This window comes from Lyngbya sp. PCC 8106 (assembly GCF_000169095.1).
Lineage (GTDB): Bacteria > Cyanobacteriota > Cyanobacteriia > Cyanobacteriales > Microcoleaceae > Capilliphycus.
On the sequence record NZ_AAVU01000038.1, the window covers coordinates 27179 to 44982 of the forward strand.

The following is a 17804-nucleotide window of genomic DNA, read 5'->3' on the forward strand; positions in this document are numbered from 1 at the left end:
AGAATCGCAATTGGGTCAGCATAACGGCTTACATAGATTAGATATAACATTCTTGAGATTTTGGGAGTTTGTCTAAAATGCACCCAGATCAATCATATTCTGATCTCTTGTTTATTGGTATGACACGACAACAGATGACTTCTAAACCCCTCAACAGGAGCATTTATCTGTTTTAAGATCCCTGAATTTCCCAGTGTACTCCAAACTGTTGACGGTCTGGCTCTATACTAAAAAAGTATCTGATTGAGTGACTGTGTATCTTTAGTCTTCATTTTACAGTGACGAACCAGATGATGGCTTGATTAGATTATCCTTTGTGATCGGTGCAATTCCATTGAGTAAATCTAAGATGGGTTAAAGTGTTATAGCATGAACTGAGAATTGTGAATCCATTCTTCTTAACCTCAAAGTCTCAAAATCCGCCTGTTTCTGGATATTCTCCCAATCCTTCTCATTTGAGTGTCCGGGTTGCTACATCGGCTGATTTACTGGGATTAACAGATGTTTTAGCCGAAAGCTTTCACTCGCGCATTGGCGTTCTCGGATGGGTCTATCCGATCCTACGTTTAGGAATTTATGAAGATTTACGCAACCGTCTCGCCAATTCCTCGGATTATTATGTCTGTCTAGTTGCCGTAAGTTCAAATTCTACGGGTTCTTCAGTCAATCAGTCTCCGATCACCACCGATGTATTAGTCGGAACGGTCGAAATGGGACTGCGATCGCCCAATGTTTGGATTGCTTCGCGATCACGTCAGTTCCCTTATTTGTCGAACCTCGCTGTTCATCCGGAGTATCGACGCTTGGGAGTCGCCCAACAATTACTCTCTCGCGGTGAGTCTATTGCCAAACAATGGGGATACTCTCAACTCTACCTACACGTCCTAGAAGATAATCATCCGGCTAAACGATTGTATTTCAAAGCCGGTTATCGGCTGGCTGAAATTGATCGAGGTTGGAATTCCATGCTCTTTGGCCAGCCTAAACGACTCTTTATGCGGAAAACTCTCAAGACTTAAGGGGAAGTTTGTTGTTTTTGGGCAACTCGTAAGATCTGGCCGGCTAAAATCGCCGCACCAAATCCATTATCAATGTTCACGACTCCGACTCCGGCCGCACAGGAGTTTAACATCGTTAACAAGGGGGCTAAACCATTTAAACTGGCTCCATAACCGACACTGGTAGGAACAGCAACAACCGGACAGTCGGCTAAACCTGCGACCACACTTGGTAATGCTCCCTCCATTCCCGCCACAACAATTAACACATCCGCCTCAGCAATTAAATGCCAATTACTCAACAAGCGGTGTACTCCCGCGACTCCGACATCCCATAGCCGTTTGACGGGAAAGCCGCACAAATTTGCCGTGACGGCAGCTTCTTCAGCGACGGGTAAATCGGCTGTTCCGGCGGTTAAAATCGTAATCGTTCCAGATAATCGTGGGGGCGAAGTTGGCGAGGTGATCGCACAAATTCGAGCGGTAGGATAATAAACTAAATCTGGAATTGTCGCTGTTAATTTTTCATAGACATCGGCTTCAATGCGAGTCGCCATCACAGTCAGGTGATGTTGTCGCATGGCTTGGATAATGTCGATAATTTGTTCTGGGGTTTTACCTGGCCCCCAAATTACTTCGGGAAAGCCTGTTCTCAGCTTGCGATGGTGATCAATTCGAGCAAAATCTCCAACCGGTTCAAAGTCAAAATGTTTGATTTTTTGCAAGGCTTCTGTCGGACTCATTTGACCGTTGGCGACAGATTCGAGTAAATTTTGTAAAGCTTCTGGATTCATCTCAAAGTTTCGGCGATTACTTCAGTGTTCACTTATTCTTGTATGTTCAATTCATACAGATTCCAGAATGCACCGCCCAAGGGTGTATATTCTAAATTTTCAATGCGATCGCGAATTGCCTCGAAAGAGAGCGGATTCACCATATATAAAAAGGGCAGTTCTTCGGCGATAATTTGTTGGGCTTGACCATAAAGTTCTTGGCGTTTTTCTTCATCTAACTCTTGAGAAGCTTGTACATAAAGATCATCGATTTGTTGTTCCCAATCTGCAACTTTCCAGCCAACAATATCTTCCTGTCCTGGTTGTGGGCCTTGATTGAAACTATGTAATCGTCCGTCAACTGACCAAATCACATAACCCCCATGAGGTTCAAATCCACCTGTAAAGCCACCCAAATAAGTCTCCCAGTTTCGATTTCTTAAGCGGTTTACATAGGCGTTAAATTCTAAAGGCTGAGTATACACTTTAATTCCCAGTTTAGCCAAATCCTGAGTAATTTGGGTTGCCATTTGCGCTCTAATTTTGTTGCCGGATGCAATCATTATTGTCCATTGAACGGGATTCTCTTCTTGATCCACTAAACGACCATTTTTGAGTTTAAATCCTTCCTGGGCGAGAATTTCTTTCGCCTTTTCTAAGTTATAATCATAGGTTTTTAGTCCTTCTTCTGGAGATAAATAGTAAGGACTTTGTACAGGAATTGGAGAATGTTTCAACGCCCCCAAGCCCAAATAAATATTATTTTTCATCACCTCACGATTAATAGCATAATAAATCGCTTGTCGAAATTGTTTATTATTAAACCAACGAGATTTAGTCGGTTGAACAAAGGGCTGATCCGTTTTGGCATTTCGGCCTTGATTGAGATTAAAAGCCAGGGAAACTGTTCCCGTATCTGGACCCGAAGTATAAATCGTATATTTCCCCCGTTTTTCTTCAGGTTTCAAGAGTGGATATGCTTCGGGTTGAACATCTAAACTATCTAACGCCCCAGAGCGAAAATTGAGCAGTTGAGTATCGGTACTTTCCATAATTTGCCAAACAATTTGCTCAATATAAGGTTGCTCATTTCCCTGTTGATCTTGACGCCAATAATAAGGATTTTTTTGTAAAATAACTCGCTGGTTCGGTGCATAACTTTCAAGACGATAGGGGCCATTTCCCACAATTTTATCGGTATCGGTATCGGTTCCCCAACTACTTAAAAAGACAGGATTTCCGTCTTCATCAAGGGTACTGACAAACTCAGCTAAGGCATGAGCAGGTAAAATCGGTAAGCCGCCTGCATAGCGCAAAAAAGGTGCAAAAGGTTCTGGAACCGAAAATTCTACCCGGCGATCATCGAGCTTTCTAACGGTGGGAAATTGACCGCTTTCTCCCACTCGCAAAATATCAGCCGCTCCACTGGGAATTTTGTCGTTGAGATAGATTTGATTGTAGGTAAAAACAATATCATCAACGGTCATATCTTCTCCATCAGACCACTTTAAATTGTCTCGCAATGTAATCACAATTTTTTGGCCGTTCGGAGAAACTTCCCAAGATTCAGCAAGTCCGGGTTCGAGTTCACTTGTGTAGGGATTTTCTCGTAATAATGAGTCGTAAATATAGCTAAAAACACTGTAAGCTGAACTATTCAGGGGGTAGTTAAAGGTTGCAGGCCCGCTCGGTGTCGGAACAACTAAACGAGAGGGAAGGGTTGACTTTGCCGGGCCACAGGCGGAAAGCGTGATCACTAAAAGGACTGTGATCATGATGCTGAGTCCACGACGCCAAACCTGGATGAGAGGATCTTTCATAACTTGCACTAACTTCAATTCAATTGAGTTTCTAACAAGGCGACAGCATAAGCGGCTATTCCTTCTTCTCGTCCTACTGGGCCTAATTTTTCGTTGGTTGTGGCTTTGATCCCGACTTGTTCGGGTTCGATCTGAAGAACTTGGGAAATGCGATCACGCATTGCTGAAATGTGAGGTTTAAGCTTAGGTCGTTCGGCGACTACGACAGAATCAATATTTCCCACTTTCCAACCCCGTTGCTGAATCATTTGATGGACTTGATCGAGTAGAACTAAACTATCTGCACCTGTCCATTTTTCATCGGTTGGCGGAAAGTAGAGTCCGATATCACCGAGACTGAGTGCGCCTAACATTGCGTCCATGATAGCGTGCGTCAACACATCTGCATCGCTGTTTCCGAGGAGTCCGCGTTCGTGTTTGAGATGAACTCCACCCAAAATTAACGGTCGTCCCTCTACCAGACGGTGGATATCATAGCCGTTACCGATCCGAATATTCATGGTTGGTTATCAATCTATCGCTTCTTTACAATAGTTCATTATCGGATGAGCGGGTTCATACTGGTTACTCTTGACCCAAAAATTAGGAATCTGGTTTGGGGTTGGGCTTTAGCGCAGTCCCGATGCTCCCATTTTTGGATTTTGTAAAAGAATGTTGCAGGTTTTCGGTCTATATGTTAAGTTATGTATAGGTGACAGAGACAAAAAAAAGGAGTCTTTAGACATGGAAAACCAAGAAACTAAATTTGGATTTACAGAGTTTGCAGAAACTTGGAATGGCCGTCTGGCTATGTTAGGTTTTGTAATCGGACTTGCAACCGAATACCTGACTGGACAAGGTATTCTGTCTCAAATCGGCATAATGTAAGTAATTCACTGAAGTCAGTTGAATTGTTTAGTGCTGCCATACATAATAGTTGAGCTATAGTTGATCAGGTTTCCGAGAGCAATGCTTCGGAAGCCTTTAGTTTTGGTATTAATGGTAGGTACTAGAAAAAACCCTTGCTACATAGGGATCTCTGTTTTAGTTTTGTTGATTTTTTTGTAATATGAGTAAAATGGGGAACTGGACTTAGAAAGGCGGTGGTTTGCAAACCTCTATATTATTGCCATTATTCAAAACGAGCATGGAGGGACTCGAACCCCCGACCCTCAGAACCGGAATCTGATGCTCTATCCACTGAGCTACATACCCATATATTTGTAAACTATAGCATAATTTCAATGTCTTGAGAAAGATTAGATTCAAAATATTAGATTAAATTAATGGATGCCATTCATATTCGCCAAATTCGCTGCTATGGTTACACGGGCTATTTACCGGAAGAACAAACGCTAGGTCAGTAGTTTGAGGTCGATCTAACCTTGTGGTTAGATTTAACAAAAGCCGGACAAAGGGATGCCATGGAAGATACATTAGACTATCGAGAAGCGATCGCTATTGTCAAGAAACTGAGCAAAAGCGGTAAATTTTCCCTAGTAGAACGCTTGGCGAGTGCAATTGCTCAAGCGTTGTTCCAACAGCCTCTCGTTCAACAAGTTAGAGTCCAGCTGACCAAACCCAATCCTCCCATTCCCGATTTTGGGGGACAAATCCAGATTGATATCACCCGAACCCGAAGTTAAGCGGGTTTTGGATAATTTTAGGCTAGACTGGCGACAAAGTGAGATTATGGATTCGGGGACTCTAAAAGTTTAGAGATTTCAGCTTGAATTCTTTGCCTAAATTGAGGATCACTTTGTTGACGAAGGGTAATCTCATTAAATCGAGTCAACGTTAAACCCCTACCCTCAATAATCTGTTTAGCTTGATCACAGTAGCTAACAGCAAGTTGGGGTGCATTTCCAGGAAGGGCGTTAATACTACTGGGTTGGTCACAAACAATCCGAGGAACTTCCCCCATGACTTTTTTAATCTCATTAAACACCTGATGTCTTCTTGATTCTAGTGCAAGAACCACACGAGCATAATTGGTGATTTCTTCATTGGTGAAATTGGGGTTGGCTTGAGCATGAACCGCACTTAAACCCAAGTGAGGAGATTGCTCGCTCAGAGTCGGAGTTAACCCACTCAGCAAGCTAACAATAGAAAGAAGACTAACGCCTACAGCTTTTGAGAGGACTTGAGAGAAAGAATGAGAAAAGAGTTGAGTGTGGGTATTCATAGTGAATGCGCTATAGCGAATGGATACATAAACTGATGAAAATCAAGTCGGTTAGTTTCCAGAGGGTTGTTGAAGTTGCAGCAATGCTCCCTGAATTCGTTGTTGAAGTTGAGCATTGGTTTGTTGTTGACGGGTAATTTCGTTGAATCTCGAAACCGTGAGATTATTGTCTTCTATCATTTTTTTGGCGTGAGAGCAGTAATTGGTCGCCAACACCCGAACATCTTGGTTCAAGCTGTTGAGACTGCGCGTTTCGCTACAAACCACCATCGGCACCGTATCACCAACAATTCCTCGAATTTCGTCGTATGTCTGTTGACGTTTGGGTTCAATGGCTAGCACCGCACGAGCATAGTTGATAATTTCCCCATCACTGAATTCCTGACGAGACTGAGCCGATGCAGTCTGAGTCAGGGTTGTAAACGGTAGCATTGTCAGATCGGGGACAATTCCAGCGATCGCCGCTATCATAGAACAAACACTGACCAGGATGGATGTGCGAAGTTTCGAGTTGATGTGCAGATCGATGGGATTGCGGAAAAGTTTGGTCATTGAATTACAGTCTCCAAGCTGAGAAACTTATTGCTACTCACAACAGATGGCAAGCTCAGTAATTTTGAGTCTTTCTAAGGGTAAGAAGTTCCTCAAGGCACAAACCTAGCTAATCTAGAGGGTCATCAGTCGCATGATGCCTTGTGGCAATTATATCTTGACTCACCCAGTCTTCACAGTCCACCTGTCACCTGTTTCCGTGAATTGTTCAGGGAATTTTGAGCATTTCTTGACATCAGTGAAAAGTTGTAGCAGATTTCTCCTTTCTTAGCCTGAGTCTATGGTTAACATGAGTAATTAAACTGAGTGACCCGATAGAGTCAGATTGTAGATCGCGCAAGGAGAATGATGTTGTGAATGCAGCCGAACAAGCAAATAACGTTGAAGTAGCGAGCAAAATTGCATCTGTAGTCAATTTATTCAAAGCCCAGTTTCCCGATATTCGAGTTGATCTCAAACCCTGGATGAATGATCCTGATACACGAGAATGGGTTGACCCAGACTCTATTGACATTGGCTTCCATTTTCCGGGAAGAAGTCGTTTGATGCAGAGTCGCTCTATTTTGATTCAAATTCGCTTCTATCAAGATCCTTTAGAGGGATATCGGCGAGCGATTGGAGTTGAAGCAGCCGGATATGATCATACCGGACAACAGTGGAAAGTTTCAACGGTAGACAAGTGGAGTTTTGAAGGTACAACTCAACCGAAGTCCGAATCAGCGGCGCGACTCAAATCATTTTGTCGTCAGGTTTTAGATTTGTTCAACCCGACCCATTAAACCTCATACTTTGATAGAGTATCACAGATTAATTCTAGGTATTTGTAGGAGTGAAAAATGCACAAAAATTTATTGTCTCTGATCGCAATTGGGATCATGGTTGGAAGTCTCCTCTTTTTTGGTCAACCCAGTATTGCTCAACCTTTAACCAGCCAAGCTATCAAAATGACATTTCAAGCAAACTTGGGATCGAGTTTGTTAAACCGAATTCTTATCGTTAAATAGCAGACTAAAATATAGGGGAGAATGGATTTGCTCGGGGTGAGATTTGTTGTTAAACTGCGATCACATCAACCCAGAGAACTCCGTATGAACTCCCCTTCCTATCCCACCCTCTATCAAGTCAACACTCGTGTTCGACTCAGACAGCTTTCTAATAAATTAAGCCGTTTTGCGACTTTAGATGATTTTCCCGATAGTGAACTCGATAAATGGGTCAATCTGGGGTTTAATTGGGTTTACTTTTTGGGCGTTTGGGAAACGGGAATTTTAGGACGTAATGTTTCTCGTTCTCACCCGGACTGGCGTAGAGAATACGAAGAACTTTTAAGTGATTTACAAGAAGAAGATATCTGTGGATCTTGTTTTGCAATTACTCGTTATCGAGTGAGTGAACTTCTAGGGGGAAATGAAGCGTTATTACGGTTAAAAAAGCGTCTTCATCAACGAGGACTCAAACTCATGCTTGACTTTGTTCCCAATCATACCGCACCTGATAGTCCTTGGATCGAAGAACATCCTGATTTTTACATCGAAGCGACTCTTAATGATCTGCAACGAGAACCCCTAAATTATATGCAGATTCCCTTAGCCGGAGAAAATCGAGTTTTTGCTCATGGACGTGATCCCTATTTTCCCGGTTGGCCGGATACTTTACAACTCAATTATAACAATCCGGCTGTTCCTAAAGCCATGTTAGCAGAATTATTAAAAATTGCTCAACTTTGTGATGGGGTTCGCTGTGATATGGCGATGTTAATTCTTCCTGAAATCTTTCAACGGACTTGGGGAATGACAACCGAATTATTTTGGCCAGAAGCTATTCATCAGGTGCGAAAGCAATATCAAAATTTTGTGTTTATGGCGGAAGTTTATTGGAATATGGAATGGAGATTACAACAACAAGGATTTGATTTTACTTATGACAAAAAACTCTATGATCGTTTACTTGAAAAACAAGCTGATGCTGTGGTCGAACATTTGTGGGCTGATGTCAATTATCAAAGTAAATTAGTTCGGTTTCTTGAAAATCATGATGAACCTCGGGCGGCTTCAACTTTCTCCTCTAGTGTTCATCAAGCGGCTGCTATTTTAACTTATCTGTGTCCGGGTTTACGCTTCTTTCACGAGGGACAATTACAGGGTTGGGCTAAGAAAATATCGGTTCATCTGGGTCGGGGTTTGGAAGAATTAACCGATCCGAATTTGGCTGAATTTTATCATCAGTTATTAGCTTGTTTGCGTTTACCTGTTGTCCAGAATGGCACCTGGCAATTGCTTGATTATCAGCCAGCTTGGACAGATAATTGGACTTGGAAGAACTTCACTGCTTTTACTTGGCAAAGTGATCAACAACGCTTATTAATTGCAGTTAATTATTCGTCTTATTCTGGACAATGTTATTTGCAACTTCCTTTTGATGATTTAAAAAATCGAACCTGTCAACTCAAAGACTTAATGAGTTCGGCTTATTATGAACGTCAAGGAAATGAATTATTATCCTCTGGTTTATACTTGGATTTACCCGCTTGGGGTTATCATGTTTTTGATTTCAGGTAACTGGATCACGATAATTGAAAACAGTTTTCTGTATTCCCCATTCTCTAAAATGATTATTATTCAACGACTCATTCAGGCGATCTTAACCCCACTAACTGGACAAGATTGGCGAGTTGTACTAATGAGTTTACTGGTTTATGGGTTAGTCGCACTTCCCCTGGGATTTTTATCAAGATTTTTGCAGTTTCACCCCTGTTTGCGTTCGCCTGGGACGGTGTTAAGTAATATTGTTAAGCTGTTTTTTTTCCCGGCTTTGGTTGAGGAAATAGTCTTTCGAGTGATTCTCATTCCTCATCCTTTAGAAGCAGTTTCTCTGAAAACTTGGGTATTTTGGATGCTTTTCAGTTTAGGGTTATTTATAATCTACCATCCCTTAAATGCTTTAATATTTTACCCCGAAGGAAACCCAACCTTTTGGAATTCGATATTTTTAATTTTAGCCGGATTTCTCGGGCTAACTTGTGCATTAGTTTACAGACTAACAGGTTCTTTGTGGGGAATTGTGATTATTCACGGATTGATTGTTTTCGTCTGGTTATATTTCTTAGACGGTATCAACAAACTTGTGAGAGTAAATGATTCTGAGTTGTAGAGAGATTATTTGATTAAACTATCTCTTTTTCTGAACTTGTTGTGACTGTTTTTATTGTATACTTACATTATTCGTGATGTTTTCTCTAACTCAACCTCTCGCCTCTTTCGTCGCCCAAACTTTCCCAGATGCTTTGTTTTATCAGCCTACGGTTAAACCTGTTATTGCACTTACTATTGATGATGTCGGGGATACCTCAACTCAATTAATTTTAGATGCAATTCGTCAACACAACCAAAAAGTGACAACGGTTGAACAACAAGCAAAAGCAACATTTTTCCTCACAACAAGTCATTTAATGGGAAAAAAAGATGCAATCATTAATATTATAGAACAACAGCATGAAATTGGCAATCATGGTGTTTTTGACCGTACTCATGCTGACTTAGAATCTGAAGAATTTGAAGCAGAATTGTTGAAAGCCCATCAAGAATTAACAGAAGACACAGAAGCCAAAATTAAATGGTTTAGACCGGGGCGAGGTCGTTACAACCCAACCATGCTTCAATCTTTACTAAAACTGTCTGAAACCGAAGGATACAATCGTCAGTTTGCACTCGCTTCGATGATTCCATTGGACACTTATATGTTAACAGAAAACCCGCTATTTACAGTGAGTTATGTTTCTCGATTTGTATTTCCAGGATCTATTTTAGTGCTACATGGGGGTTCAATGCGAAGATCTAAAAATACAGTTGCAGCATTGGAAAAACTGTTTTTGGAATTAACTCAAAATAATTACCGAATCGTCAGTTTAACTGAACTGGTTGAACACCATTAACCTATTCTACATTAATAGAGTCCAAATATCTTTCTCTCGTTTCCACCCGAAAGAGATAGGTTAAAGCGGCTGCAAACAGACAAATTAAAGCGAGTAAAAACAGCAACACAGGAACACCTATAGAATGTTGTAAAATCGGTAATGTAAACGCACCGATGACCGCACCCGCTTTGGCAAAAGCAGCCGCAAACCCCGCACCACTGGCCCGAATAGAAGTCGGAAATACTTCACCCGATAACAGAAATGTAGTGGAGTTAGGGCCAGAATTCATCATTAAATTAAACACAAAGAAACCCACAAAAACCAAAATAATACTGGTTCCGTTACTAAATTCAAAAGTATTAGAAGCAGCCAATATTAATAAGCCGACAGCCATTCCAATAAAGCCGATAATTTGCAGTCGAATCCGTCCGACCCGTTCAATTAATAGCACAGCAATTAGAAAGCCAATAATTAAAAAGATATCAACAAAAGCCGATCCCGTTGCTGCTGCTTTTTCTCTGGCGATAAAACTTTCTTTTCCTGCAAACGCCAAAGCCCCAATAATAGTCGGGGTAAAAATCCCAATTCCATAAGTGGCAATATCTTGTAAAAACCAGGGAACAGAAGCGAGTATTGTTCGCCGTAAATATTGCCAGGAAAATAAAGCAGAATAGGATAAATGAGATTCTTGTTTGGGCGGGTCAGTTTCTGGGGTAATATTAATCGGTTCATTGAGTAATGTAGAGGCGGCTTTTGAGGCTTCGTCGTATTCTTCTCGATTGATATGATAAAGCGGACTTTCAAGTAAGAAACTAATCCGTAAAACACCCACTGCGATCGCTAAAATTAATCCAACTCCCAACATCCAACGCCACGCATATTGAATCATCGGTAAAGGCGAGTCAGGATAAACAATTTGAAAAATATGAATCACTGTTAATCCGGTAACAGCACCCAAAAGCGCACCGACTGCTTGAAACGTAAAAGCGCCAATTACCATCCGACCTCGCAACCGAGAGGGAACATTTTCGGTAATATAGGATACGCTGATCGGATAGTCCGCCCCAATTCCAACACCCACGAGAAACCGAAAGAAAATCAATGAAGTGGCATCCCAGGCTAGGGCGGTTCCTGCTGTTGCGAAGATAAAAATGGCAACATCCACCATCAACATCAGTTGACGTCCGACTTTATCGGTAATTGGGCCAAGGGTAAAGGCTCCCACCATTGACCCGGCGATCGCCGCTACTGCTACCGCCCCGATCTCCGCAGAACCCAAGTTAAAGTCTCGCTGTAGGAAGGGAAGGGCGACACCAATGATAAAAAAATCAAAGCCATCTAAAGCGATGAGTCCTGCCGACAAGGCCCAGAGTAGCCACATCACAGGGGTAATGGGGGAGGCGTCGAGGCGTTGTTCAAAGGAGAGGGGTTGAGTTGCAGTTGTTGTCATTCTGGTAATTCCGCGTAGGAGGGCTGACGCTGGTGTGGATTTATACAGAGGGAAAATACGAACGAAACTATATCACGTTTTCTCGGTGTTTAGAATCTATCTTAGGTCTTTGATTCAAGAAGGCAAATCTCTCAGCAGAAATTTTTGGATCTCTTAGACCCTGTATGATCAGTTAGTAAAAAGTTATTTTAAAAAAAGGTGTGAATATACTGGGTAAAATTTAAGTATTTATTTTAAAAATAGGGATCTTCCAGAGTTGATTGTAAACGAGTAATCAAATATAAGCTCTGCTGTGAAAAAGTTGATCAGCTTTATTTTATATTGATTGATCGTTATCACTCTAGAAGATCCAAATGGTTTAATGCGTTTTTTTAAATCAAATAAGTTTTATAATGCAGAAGGGTTTGAAACCCATCAGTCTTTCTTCTGCTGAATCTGCTTCCAGGATTGAAGTGTCGTCGTAAAATTTCCTCGCAAAGCTGCTATTAGCTGAGGTTTTACGGCTTGCGCCCATCGTTCAAAGTTAAATTCCTCATAGCTGATATTGAGGAGGAGTTCTTGAGACTGATTTTTAGTTCTGCTGTTCATACCCTACCTTGAATGTGAAATGACTCGTTCTCAAATGGTGTCCCCGAGCATAACCCTCTGAAGTATAGAAATCCCCTTTGAACTTTTTCCAGTTTTTTAGGGTTCTAGCCGAAACTGTATCTCCTACACCTGAGTGGTTTTGTTCAGTTGCACCAAATCTATAGACTATTTATATTTTCTCGGAAATGTTGATAAAATTCAAGACAATAATCGAATGTTTGAATCAAATCGATGCAGTTTTAGGATAGGGCGACTCACCCGAGTCAAATTTGAGTAAACTTTGTAATGGCCTACCTACAACTCTTAGTCCGTTGTTGTTGATGATTACTTCAGTCTAGACTGGCCACTGCAACCCCTAATCAACTCTCGTTAATGGTCTAGGCAAGATTGTAAAATATTACTAGGTCTATGCCAAAATTTTTAACCCCAATGATTGCAATAGATATAGTCAATACCTTATTTCTTTCGGTGTATAGAATTTTAGAACTTGTGAACAAAATGACTAAATACATTTTACTCATTGATGATGAAGACGATATTCGCGAAGTTGCCCAAATTACTTTAGAATATATTTTAACTTGGCAAGTGATTACAGCTTCATCGGGTCAGGAAGGACTGTTCAAAGCCCGTGAAGAACAACCCGACGTGATTTTGCTTGATGTAATGATGCCAGAATGGGATGGACTGATGACATTTCAAAAGCTTCAAGCTGACCCCAAAACTCAGCAGATCCCCGTGATTTTACTAACAGCGCAAGTACAAACTCATAAACACCGAAAATTTGCTGAGTTAGGGGTGAGTGGAGTGATCACTAAACCTTTTGATCCTCTGAATTTAGGGAATTTAGTAGCTCAAATTTTAGATTGGGGTAGAGTTTGACATCACCATTCAACCCACATGATTTTGACACAGAACATAGAATAACTAAATTTTTATCGTTTTTAATCTCAATTTTTCTCTTAAATATCAAGTTTTGTAAGCTTCAGTATCAAGTTTTGTGACAATATTGATTGATTTAATCAGTTCTGGATATTTTACCTTTACTTTTAAATATATAGTAAAGATAGTCTATCAAAACCAGATGACTATCTACAGCTTCCCAAGGAGGTGTCAACTATGCCTGGGGTTTATATACTTCTACTCGCTTTCACACTAGGTTCCATCTGGGTTTATCTACAAACATCTGAAGATATACCGTTCGTTTTAGCTGGATTAACTGGACTAACTTGTTTGATATGGGGATTTGCTTTTACCCATTGGAGTGTTCAAATCTTGATTTTATGTGGTTTATTAAGCTGGTACAAACTTTATCTTCCTGAGAGTTCAGGTCTGCGATAAATAAAAAACAGATTTAAAAAATAGACTTCGCTTTTGATCATTCATTTTAAATCATACCTTAAAATTCCTCCTACTCTCTAGTTCTGAGGATTTTTTTGTTTTTGATACTTTATATTAGTCTTAAAACCTTAACTTAGTGTTGTTACAGCGATTTAGCTTTATAGTTAGATAGTGGTCGCGCTAACTACTACTATCTTGATCAAAAAATTGACTATTTTGACCAATGTATTGCGCTGAATAGACCATAATTTTGAGAGTCTCCAAAATTATTCAACTTCAAGAATTAACTGATAATTTATGGGATCTTTAGCATCAGACACCACAATAATTTCATAATAACCTGTATCTTCTAATTGTCCTGACCAACTCTGAAGTCGGGCATCTTCGAGAATAATTTTAGCGTTTTTTCGACGACTCGGAGTATAGAGAGAAAGAAAGGTAGATTTCTGAGGAACTTCTAACTTAATCCGTAAATTTTGCTGACGTTTTAACCACGCAACATAAGCTTTCCCTTCTCCCGGTTGTAAGACACCTTGCAGCACCTTTTTACTGGCATTTTCATCAAATTGAACTTCTTTTAAATTCTGCCCTTGTTGTAACATCTTTAATTCATCTGCGGTTAACGCTTGCCAAATCTGACCGATAGGCAAGTCAATTAAATTTTCACCGCGAGGTTGTTCAGGAAACAAGTAAAAAAATCGCGCATCGGCTAAATCTTCTAAAGCCCGACTACTTAAATTCAACGCATTAACTTCCTTCGCCCATGTTTTAATATTATCAGCACTATATTGTCCTAACTGACTTCGAGATTCATCACTAATGACAGTCAGCCGATTTAAGACATCATAAGCCGTTTTATCCCATCGTTTACGCCAGGAAGCATCAGCAGGATCTTGAGTTAACATTCTGCCATTTTGAGAGGGATAACGATTATAAAATTCTTCATTAACCAGTTCAATAAAATACTGATAATCAACCCCCAATTCTTGACGGCGATTTTGGATAAATTCTTGACGTTGAAGTTCTCCCATCGCACTAAATCCACCATCATTGGATCTCGAGAGATGATTGACAAAATAAAACCCTCCAATCCAACCCACTCCCCCCATCAGAACCATAGAAATTGTCACGAGCAATACTGTTGTCCAGGTTGAAGATAAATTCCCCGGAAATTTCAGCTTTGGATATGAGGTTTTTTGCAGTGTTGTATTGGGAGTCGCCGCAATCGGAATTGGAATTTGGGCTTCTACAGAAGGAGGCTGTGTCAACACAGGAGATGATCGGATTTCCATCTCTGGTGGGGCTTGTGTGGGAATAGAAGGAAGGACAGGGGTATCATTGAGGGCTTGTAGAACTTGGGAGGCGTGGGAATAGCGTTCGCCCGGCTTGTGGGCTAACATTTTATCTAAAATCGCCGCTAATTTTGGACTGACTGAAGTTTGCGATCGCCAATTCCAGGTAAGATGATAGCTATCAATCAGGTGTTGAGGTTCTTTTCCCGTCAACAAAACCACCACCGTCGCCGCCAAACTATACAAATCACTGTGAGGAGATACAATTCCTATCTGCATTTGTTCTTCCGGGGCGTAACCGACTTTTCCCAAACGAGTTGCAGGAGTCGGGGGAAGGTGACGCACACCCAACTCAGAATCAACTTTGGCTTTGATTTGTTTGACTCCGCCAAAATCAATCAAAACGGGTAATCCATCGGTCTGACGGCGAATCACATTATCCGGTGAGATATCGCGATGAACAACACCATGAGAGTGAATGTATTCCAGCACAGGTAACAATTGCAACATCAGTTGTGTGACTTCAAGTTCACTGAAGCGGGTTCCCTGGCTTTTGTATTGGGTGATCAGTTCGCGATAGGTTAAACCTTTAACATAATCTTGGACAACAAATAAATAGCCTTTACCGTTAATTTTTTCGCGGAATAGTTCTCGAAAACAAGGAATTTGTGGATGTTGGAGTTGATAGAGTATTTGGGCTTCTCGTTCAAAAAGTTCTTGAGACTTTTGCAAGCCATAACTTCCTTGAACTTGCGGAGCGAACTCCTTCAACACACACAGTTCGTTAAACCGATGCTGATCTTCTGCTAAGTAGGTACGCCCAAAACCACCATGCCCCAACTGGCGCATAATGTGATAATGGTTTCGCAGAATTTGGCCCGGATAAATGGAGGTACTCATGGATTTGAGGGGTTAAACTCAGGGTTCAAGTTGAGTTGGGTGCAGTTATGGGTGAGACTTCAGTGAAGTTGATCAGTGAATTGAAGAAATGAGACTGCCGAATTTACAGTTAAGGCAGTACCATCACGGGTTTAGTTGGTTGAGATCGAATTTAGACCGAGTTAACCCGTTAAGGTGACTCAAGAGGGTTCTCTGGTATTTTAAGCCTTATTAGCCATCTTTTGACGGGTCGCGGGGTCAAGTCACGAATAATCAATCAACAACAAGAGATTTACTCAATATTTACAACTACCCCTCTTGGATTTTACACAAGCTACTGGTTTTCTGGGGTTTAGGCTCTCTATATTGGGACAGTACGAACTCAAACCCCCTTCTAAATCAGATTTGGGAGTATTGACTGTATTTATTCAATCTTAAGAACTTGAGAATCTCAATGACAAAAACGCCACGTATTGCTTCGATTGTAGCTATTATCGGGGCTTTCGCCTTTCCAGGTGTGAGTGCTTTACCGAGTCAAGCGGCTTTATTAGTCGGGAATACAGAAGGAAATAATATTCTCCTATTTGATGAACAGAAGGGCGAATTTTTGGGTGAATTTATCGCACCGGGAAGTGGGGGATTGGTTTCTCCAGATGACTTGAATTTTGGCCCCGATGGCAACCTCTATCTAAAAATGAAGCAATCTTGACTCCCGTTAGAGTCGAAGACTTAACGGCGAGATGAATTGCGACCAACAGCAACCCTCTTAAGATGAAATTCTAGCCGAGTACAAAATCCAGATAGAACTGTGTTATATTTTTAGAATGTTAACACTAACCTACGAATTTAAGTTGATTCCTTCTCAAGAACAGATTGCCACCATTGAAGAAATGTTGGCGGTCTGTAGAAAGGTGTGGAATTACGCCTTGAGAGAGCGAAAAGACTGGATAAGTAGTAGAAAGTGTGCAGTTAACTCTTGTTCATTGCAGCAAGAGTACATTGTCCCAGCGGATGCTCCGTATCCCAACTACAACATACAATCTGCTAGCTTGACAAAAGCGAAGAAAACCAACCCTGAACTCAAGAAAATCAATGCTCAAGTTTTACAACAAGTTCTCAAAACCTTAGAAAGAGCATTCAACAACATGAAAGAGCAGGGTTATGGTTTTCCTCGCTTCAAAAACAAGTATCGAATGCGGTCTTTTGTGTTCCCTCAGTTGAAGAGCAATCCAGTTTCAAATAACTGGATAAAGCTTCCTCAGATTGGATGGTTGGAGATGAGATTATCTCGCCCAATTCCAGAAGGATTTAAACTTAAACAGGTGAGGGTTGTGAGAAAAGCTAGCGGGTATTTTGCAATGCTATCTTTACAAAGCCCTGTAAGCATTCCAGATACTCCAGCTTCCGGGCATCCGATAGGAATTGACATTGGGCTTGATAAGTTCTTGGCAACCTCTGATGGTGAGTTGATCGAACGTCCCAAATTTTTAACACGGCTACACGGCGAGTTGAAATTACTGCAACGTAGATTAAAGTTAAAGAAACTGGGTTCGGCTAATCGACACAAACTTAGCCAGAAGATAGCAAGACTTCATCAAAAAATATCAGATACCCGAAAAGACTTTCACTTGAAATTAGCTCATCATTTGTGCGACCAAGCGGGAATGATATTTGTTGAAGACCTAGACTTTAGAGCTTGGGCAAAAGGAATGTTAGGCAAGCATACCTTAGACGCAGGGTTCGGTCAGTTCTTCAATATATTAGCTTGGGTTTGCTGGAAGCGGGGGGTTTATTTTGGCAAGGTTGACTACAGATATACGAGTCAAATTTGTCCTCATTGTGGGGCGCATACAGGAAAAAAAGACCTGTCCGAGCGCACACATAAATGCCCTGAATGCAACTACGAATGTAATCGCGATGTTGCAGCAGCACAAGTGATTTGTAATCGAGGTATTGCTGCGGTCGGGCAGATCGTGGTTCAAGAAATTGACGCTCGTTGGCGTACTGTCGGGTGAGCGAAAGCGAACAGATAAGTGC

The 17804-nt window shown here is 41.2% G+C and carries 19 protein-coding genes, 1 tRNA gene and 1 pseudogene; 12 read left to right on the plus strand and 9 right to left on the minus strand.

Features of this window, described 5'->3' with window-relative positions; all coding sequences use genetic code 11:
- Positions 1-383 precede the first annotated feature (383 nt).
- The gene (locus L8106_RS21525) at positions 384-1019 is read left to right on the plus strand and encodes a GNAT family N-acetyltransferase (RefSeq protein ID WP_009786567.1); all 636 of its coding nucleotides are present in this window, start codon (positions 384-386) and stop codon (positions 1017-1019) included.
- On the opposite strand, the gene larB is transcribed toward L8106_RS21525, so the two are convergent.
- From larB to ispF, 3 genes are read right to left on the minus strand one after another with little or no spacing between them, the layout of a single operon-like run.
- The gene (gene larB, locus L8106_RS21530) at positions 1016-1792 is read right to left on the minus strand and encodes a nickel pincer cofactor biosynthesis protein LarB (RefSeq protein WP_009786568.1); all 777 of its coding nucleotides are present in this window, start codon (positions 1790-1792) and stop codon (positions 1016-1018) included. The two genes, L8106_RS21525 and larB, sit on opposite strands and share 4 nt — an antisense overlap.
- A gap of 32 nt (positions 1793-1824) precedes the next feature.
- Positions 1825-3546 (minus strand): ABC transporter substrate-binding protein, encoded by a 1722-nt coding sequence (locus L8106_RS21535; RefSeq protein ID WP_232228551.1) that lies wholly within the window; start codon positions 3544-3546, stop codon positions 1825-1827.
- Between the two features lie 59 nt (positions 3547-3605).
- The gene (gene ispF / locus L8106_RS21540; RefSeq protein ID WP_009786570.1) at positions 3606-4091 is read right to left on the minus strand and encodes a 2-C-methyl-D-erythritol 2,4-cyclodiphosphate synthase; all 486 of its coding nucleotides are present in this window, start codon (positions 4089-4091) and stop codon (positions 3606-3608) included.
- 223 nt (positions 4092-4314) lie between these two features.
- Between ispF and L8106_RS21545 the strand changes: the two genes are divergently transcribed.
- The gene (locus L8106_RS21545) at positions 4315-4458 is read left to right on the plus strand and encodes a chlorophyll a/b-binding protein (RefSeq protein WP_039896928.1); all 144 of its coding nucleotides are present in this window, start codon (positions 4315-4317) and stop codon (positions 4456-4458) included.
- Between the two features lie 254 nt (positions 4459-4712).
- Here the strand turns inward: L8106_RS21545 and L8106_RS21550 are convergent.
- Positions 4713-4785: transfer RNA gene (locus tag L8106_RS21550), tRNA-Arg, on the minus strand.
- Between the two features lie 71 nt (positions 4786-4856).
- On the opposite strand from L8106_RS21550, the pseudogene folB reads away from it, so the two are divergent.
- Positions 4857-5216: pseudogene (gene folB / locus L8106_RS21555) on the plus strand (dihydroneopterin aldolase).
- 44 nt (positions 5217-5260) lie between these two features.
- Here the strand turns inward: folB and L8106_RS21560 are convergent.
- Together L8106_RS21560 and L8106_RS21565 are read right to left on the minus strand one after the other, a co-directional pair.
- Positions 5261-5755 (minus strand): DUF4168 domain-containing protein, encoded by a 495-nt coding sequence (locus tag L8106_RS21560; RefSeq protein ID WP_009786574.1) that lies wholly within the window; start codon positions 5753-5755, stop codon positions 5261-5263.
- A gap of 51 nt (positions 5756-5806) precedes the next feature.
- Entirely contained in the window at positions 5807-6307 is a 501-nt protein-coding gene (locus tag L8106_RS21565) for a DUF4168 domain-containing protein (protein ID WP_009786575.1), read from the minus strand.
- A 353-nt stretch (positions 6308-6660) separates the two neighbouring features.
- Here L8106_RS21565 and L8106_RS21570 point away from each other — a divergent pair, with 353 nt between their 5' ends.
- The 5 genes from L8106_RS21570 to L8106_RS21585 all read left to right on the plus strand — a co-directional run bounded on the left by L8106_RS21570 (position 6661) and on the right by L8106_RS21585 (position 10238).
- Positions 6661-7086 carry a hypothetical protein gene (locus tag L8106_RS21570; RefSeq protein WP_009786576.1) on the plus strand — a complete coding sequence of 142 codons (426 nt, stop codon included), beginning with the start codon at positions 6661-6663 and terminating at the stop codon, positions 7084-7086.
- Positions 7087-7143: 57 nt separating this feature from the next.
- Entirely contained in the window at positions 7144-7311 is a 168-nt protein-coding gene (locus L8106_RS32480) for a hypothetical protein (RefSeq protein WP_009786577.1), read from the plus strand.
- A gap of 84 nt (positions 7312-7395) precedes the next feature.
- On the plus strand, positions 7396-8865 hold the full coding sequence (locus tag L8106_RS21575) for an alpha-amylase family glycosyl hydrolase (protein WP_039896929.1): 1470 nt from the start codon (positions 7396-7398) through the stop codon (positions 8863-8865).
- Positions 8866-8914: 49 nt separating this feature from the next.
- Complete coding sequence (locus L8106_RS21580) at positions 8915-9457, plus strand: type II CAAX prenyl endopeptidase Rce1 family protein (RefSeq protein WP_039896931.1); 543 nt, start codon at positions 8915-8917, stop codon at positions 9455-9457.
- A gap of 76 nt (positions 9458-9533) precedes the next feature.
- Positions 9534-10238 (plus strand): polysaccharide deacetylase family protein, encoded by a 705-nt coding sequence (locus L8106_RS21585; protein ID WP_009786580.1) that lies wholly within the window; start codon positions 9534-9536, stop codon positions 10236-10238.
- 1 nt (position 10239) lies between these two features.
- Here L8106_RS21585 and L8106_RS21590 read toward each other — a convergent pair whose 3' ends face one another.
- Complete coding sequence (locus tag L8106_RS21590; RefSeq protein WP_009786581.1) at positions 10240-11670, minus strand: MFS transporter; 1431 nt, start codon at positions 11668-11670, stop codon at positions 10240-10242.
- A gap of 414 nt (positions 11671-12084) precedes the next feature.
- On the minus strand, positions 12085-12258 hold the full coding sequence (locus L8106_RS32485) for a hypothetical protein (RefSeq protein WP_009786582.1): 174 nt from the start codon (positions 12256-12258) through the stop codon (positions 12085-12087).
- A 498-nt stretch (positions 12259-12756) separates the two neighbouring features.
- Between L8106_RS32485 and L8106_RS21595 the strand changes: the two genes are divergently transcribed.
- Positions 12757-13137 carry a response regulator gene (locus L8106_RS21595; protein WP_039896932.1) on the plus strand — a complete coding sequence of 127 codons (381 nt, stop codon included), beginning with the start codon at positions 12757-12759 and terminating at the stop codon, positions 13135-13137.
- A 237-nt stretch (positions 13138-13374) separates the two neighbouring features.
- Positions 13375-13596: a hypothetical protein gene (locus L8106_RS21600; RefSeq protein WP_039896914.1), complete on the plus strand. Its 222-nt coding sequence runs from the start codon at positions 13375-13377 to the stop codon at positions 13594-13596.
- Between the two features lie 266 nt (positions 13597-13862).
- Here L8106_RS21600 and L8106_RS21605 read toward each other — a convergent pair whose 3' ends face one another.
- On the minus strand, positions 13863-15788 hold the full coding sequence (locus L8106_RS21605) for a serine/threonine-protein kinase (RefSeq protein ID WP_039896916.1): 1926 nt from the start codon (positions 15786-15788) through the stop codon (positions 13863-13865).
- Between the two features lie 433 nt (positions 15789-16221).
- Between L8106_RS21605 and L8106_RS21610 the strand changes: the two genes are divergently transcribed.
- Positions 16222-16476 (plus strand): hypothetical protein, encoded by a 255-nt coding sequence (locus tag L8106_RS21610; protein WP_009786585.1) that lies wholly within the window; start codon positions 16222-16224, stop codon positions 16474-16476.
- Between the two features lie 115 nt (positions 16477-16591).
- A complete protein-coding gene (locus L8106_RS21615) occupies positions 16592-17782 on the plus strand; it encodes an RNA-guided endonuclease TnpB family protein (protein ID WP_009786586.1) in 1191 nt (396 codons plus the stop codon).
- Positions 17783-17804: the final 22 nt, after the last annotated feature.

Bases quoted from the DNA above. Each gene is read 5' to 3' on its own strand.
- L8106_RS21585 (WP_009786580.1), top strand. From the start codon at position 9,534: ATGTTTTCTCTAACTCAACCTCTCGCCTCTTTCGTCGCCCAAACTTTC.
- L8106_RS21590 (WP_009786581.1), bottom strand. From the start codon at position 11,670: ATGACAACAACTGCAACTCAACCCCTCTCCTTTGAACAACGCCTCGAC.
- L8106_RS21575 (WP_039896929.1), top strand. From the start codon at position 7,396: ATGAACTCCCCTTCCTATCCCACCCTCTATCAAGTCAACACTCGTGTT.
- L8106_RS21610 (WP_009786585.1), top strand. From the start codon at position 16,222: ATGACAAAAACGCCACGTATTGCTTCGATTGTAGCTATTATCGGGGCT.
- L8106_RS21565 (WP_009786575.1), bottom strand. From the start codon at position 6,307: ATGACCAAACTTTTCCGCAATCCCATCGATCTGCACATCAACTCGAAA.
- larB (WP_009786568.1), bottom strand. From the start codon at position 1,792: ATGAATCCAGAAGCTTTACAAAATTTACTCGAATCTGTCGCCAACGGT.
- L8106_RS21580 (WP_039896931.1), top strand. From the start codon at position 8,915: ATGATTATTATTCAACGACTCATTCAGGCGATCTTAACCCCACTAACT.
- L8106_RS21615 (WP_009786586.1), top strand. From the start codon at position 16,592: ATGTTAACACTAACCTACGAATTTAAGTTGATTCCTTCTCAAGAACAG.
- L8106_RS32480 (WP_009786577.1), top strand. From the start codon at position 7,144: ATGCACAAAAATTTATTGTCTCTGATCGCAATTGGGATCATGGTTGGA.
- L8106_RS32485 (WP_009786582.1), bottom strand. From the start codon at position 12,258: ATGAACAGCAGAACTAAAAATCAGTCTCAAGAACTCCTCCTCAATATC.
- L8106_RS21605 (WP_039896916.1), bottom strand. From the start codon at position 15,788: ATGAGTACCTCCATTTATCCGGGCCAAATTCTGCGAAACCATTATCAC.
- L8106_RS21545 (WP_039896928.1), top strand. From the start codon at position 4,315: ATGGAAAACCAAGAAACTAAATTTGGATTTACAGAGTTTGCAGAAACT.
- L8106_RS21595 (WP_039896932.1), top strand. From the start codon at position 12,757: ATGACTAAATACATTTTACTCATTGATGATGAAGACGATATTCGCGAA.
- L8106_RS21600 (WP_039896914.1), top strand. From the start codon at position 13,375: ATGCCTGGGGTTTATATACTTCTACTCGCTTTCACACTAGGTTCCATC.
- L8106_RS21535 (WP_232228551.1), bottom strand. From the start codon at position 3,546: ATGATCACAGTCCTTTTAGTGATCACGCTTTCCGCCTGTGGCCCGGCA.
- L8106_RS21560 (WP_009786574.1), bottom strand. From the start codon at position 5,755: ATGAATACCCACACTCAACTCTTTTCTCATTCTTTCTCTCAAGTCCTC.
- ispF (WP_009786570.1), bottom strand. From the start codon at position 4,091: ATGAATATTCGGATCGGTAACGGCTATGATATCCACCGTCTGGTAGAG.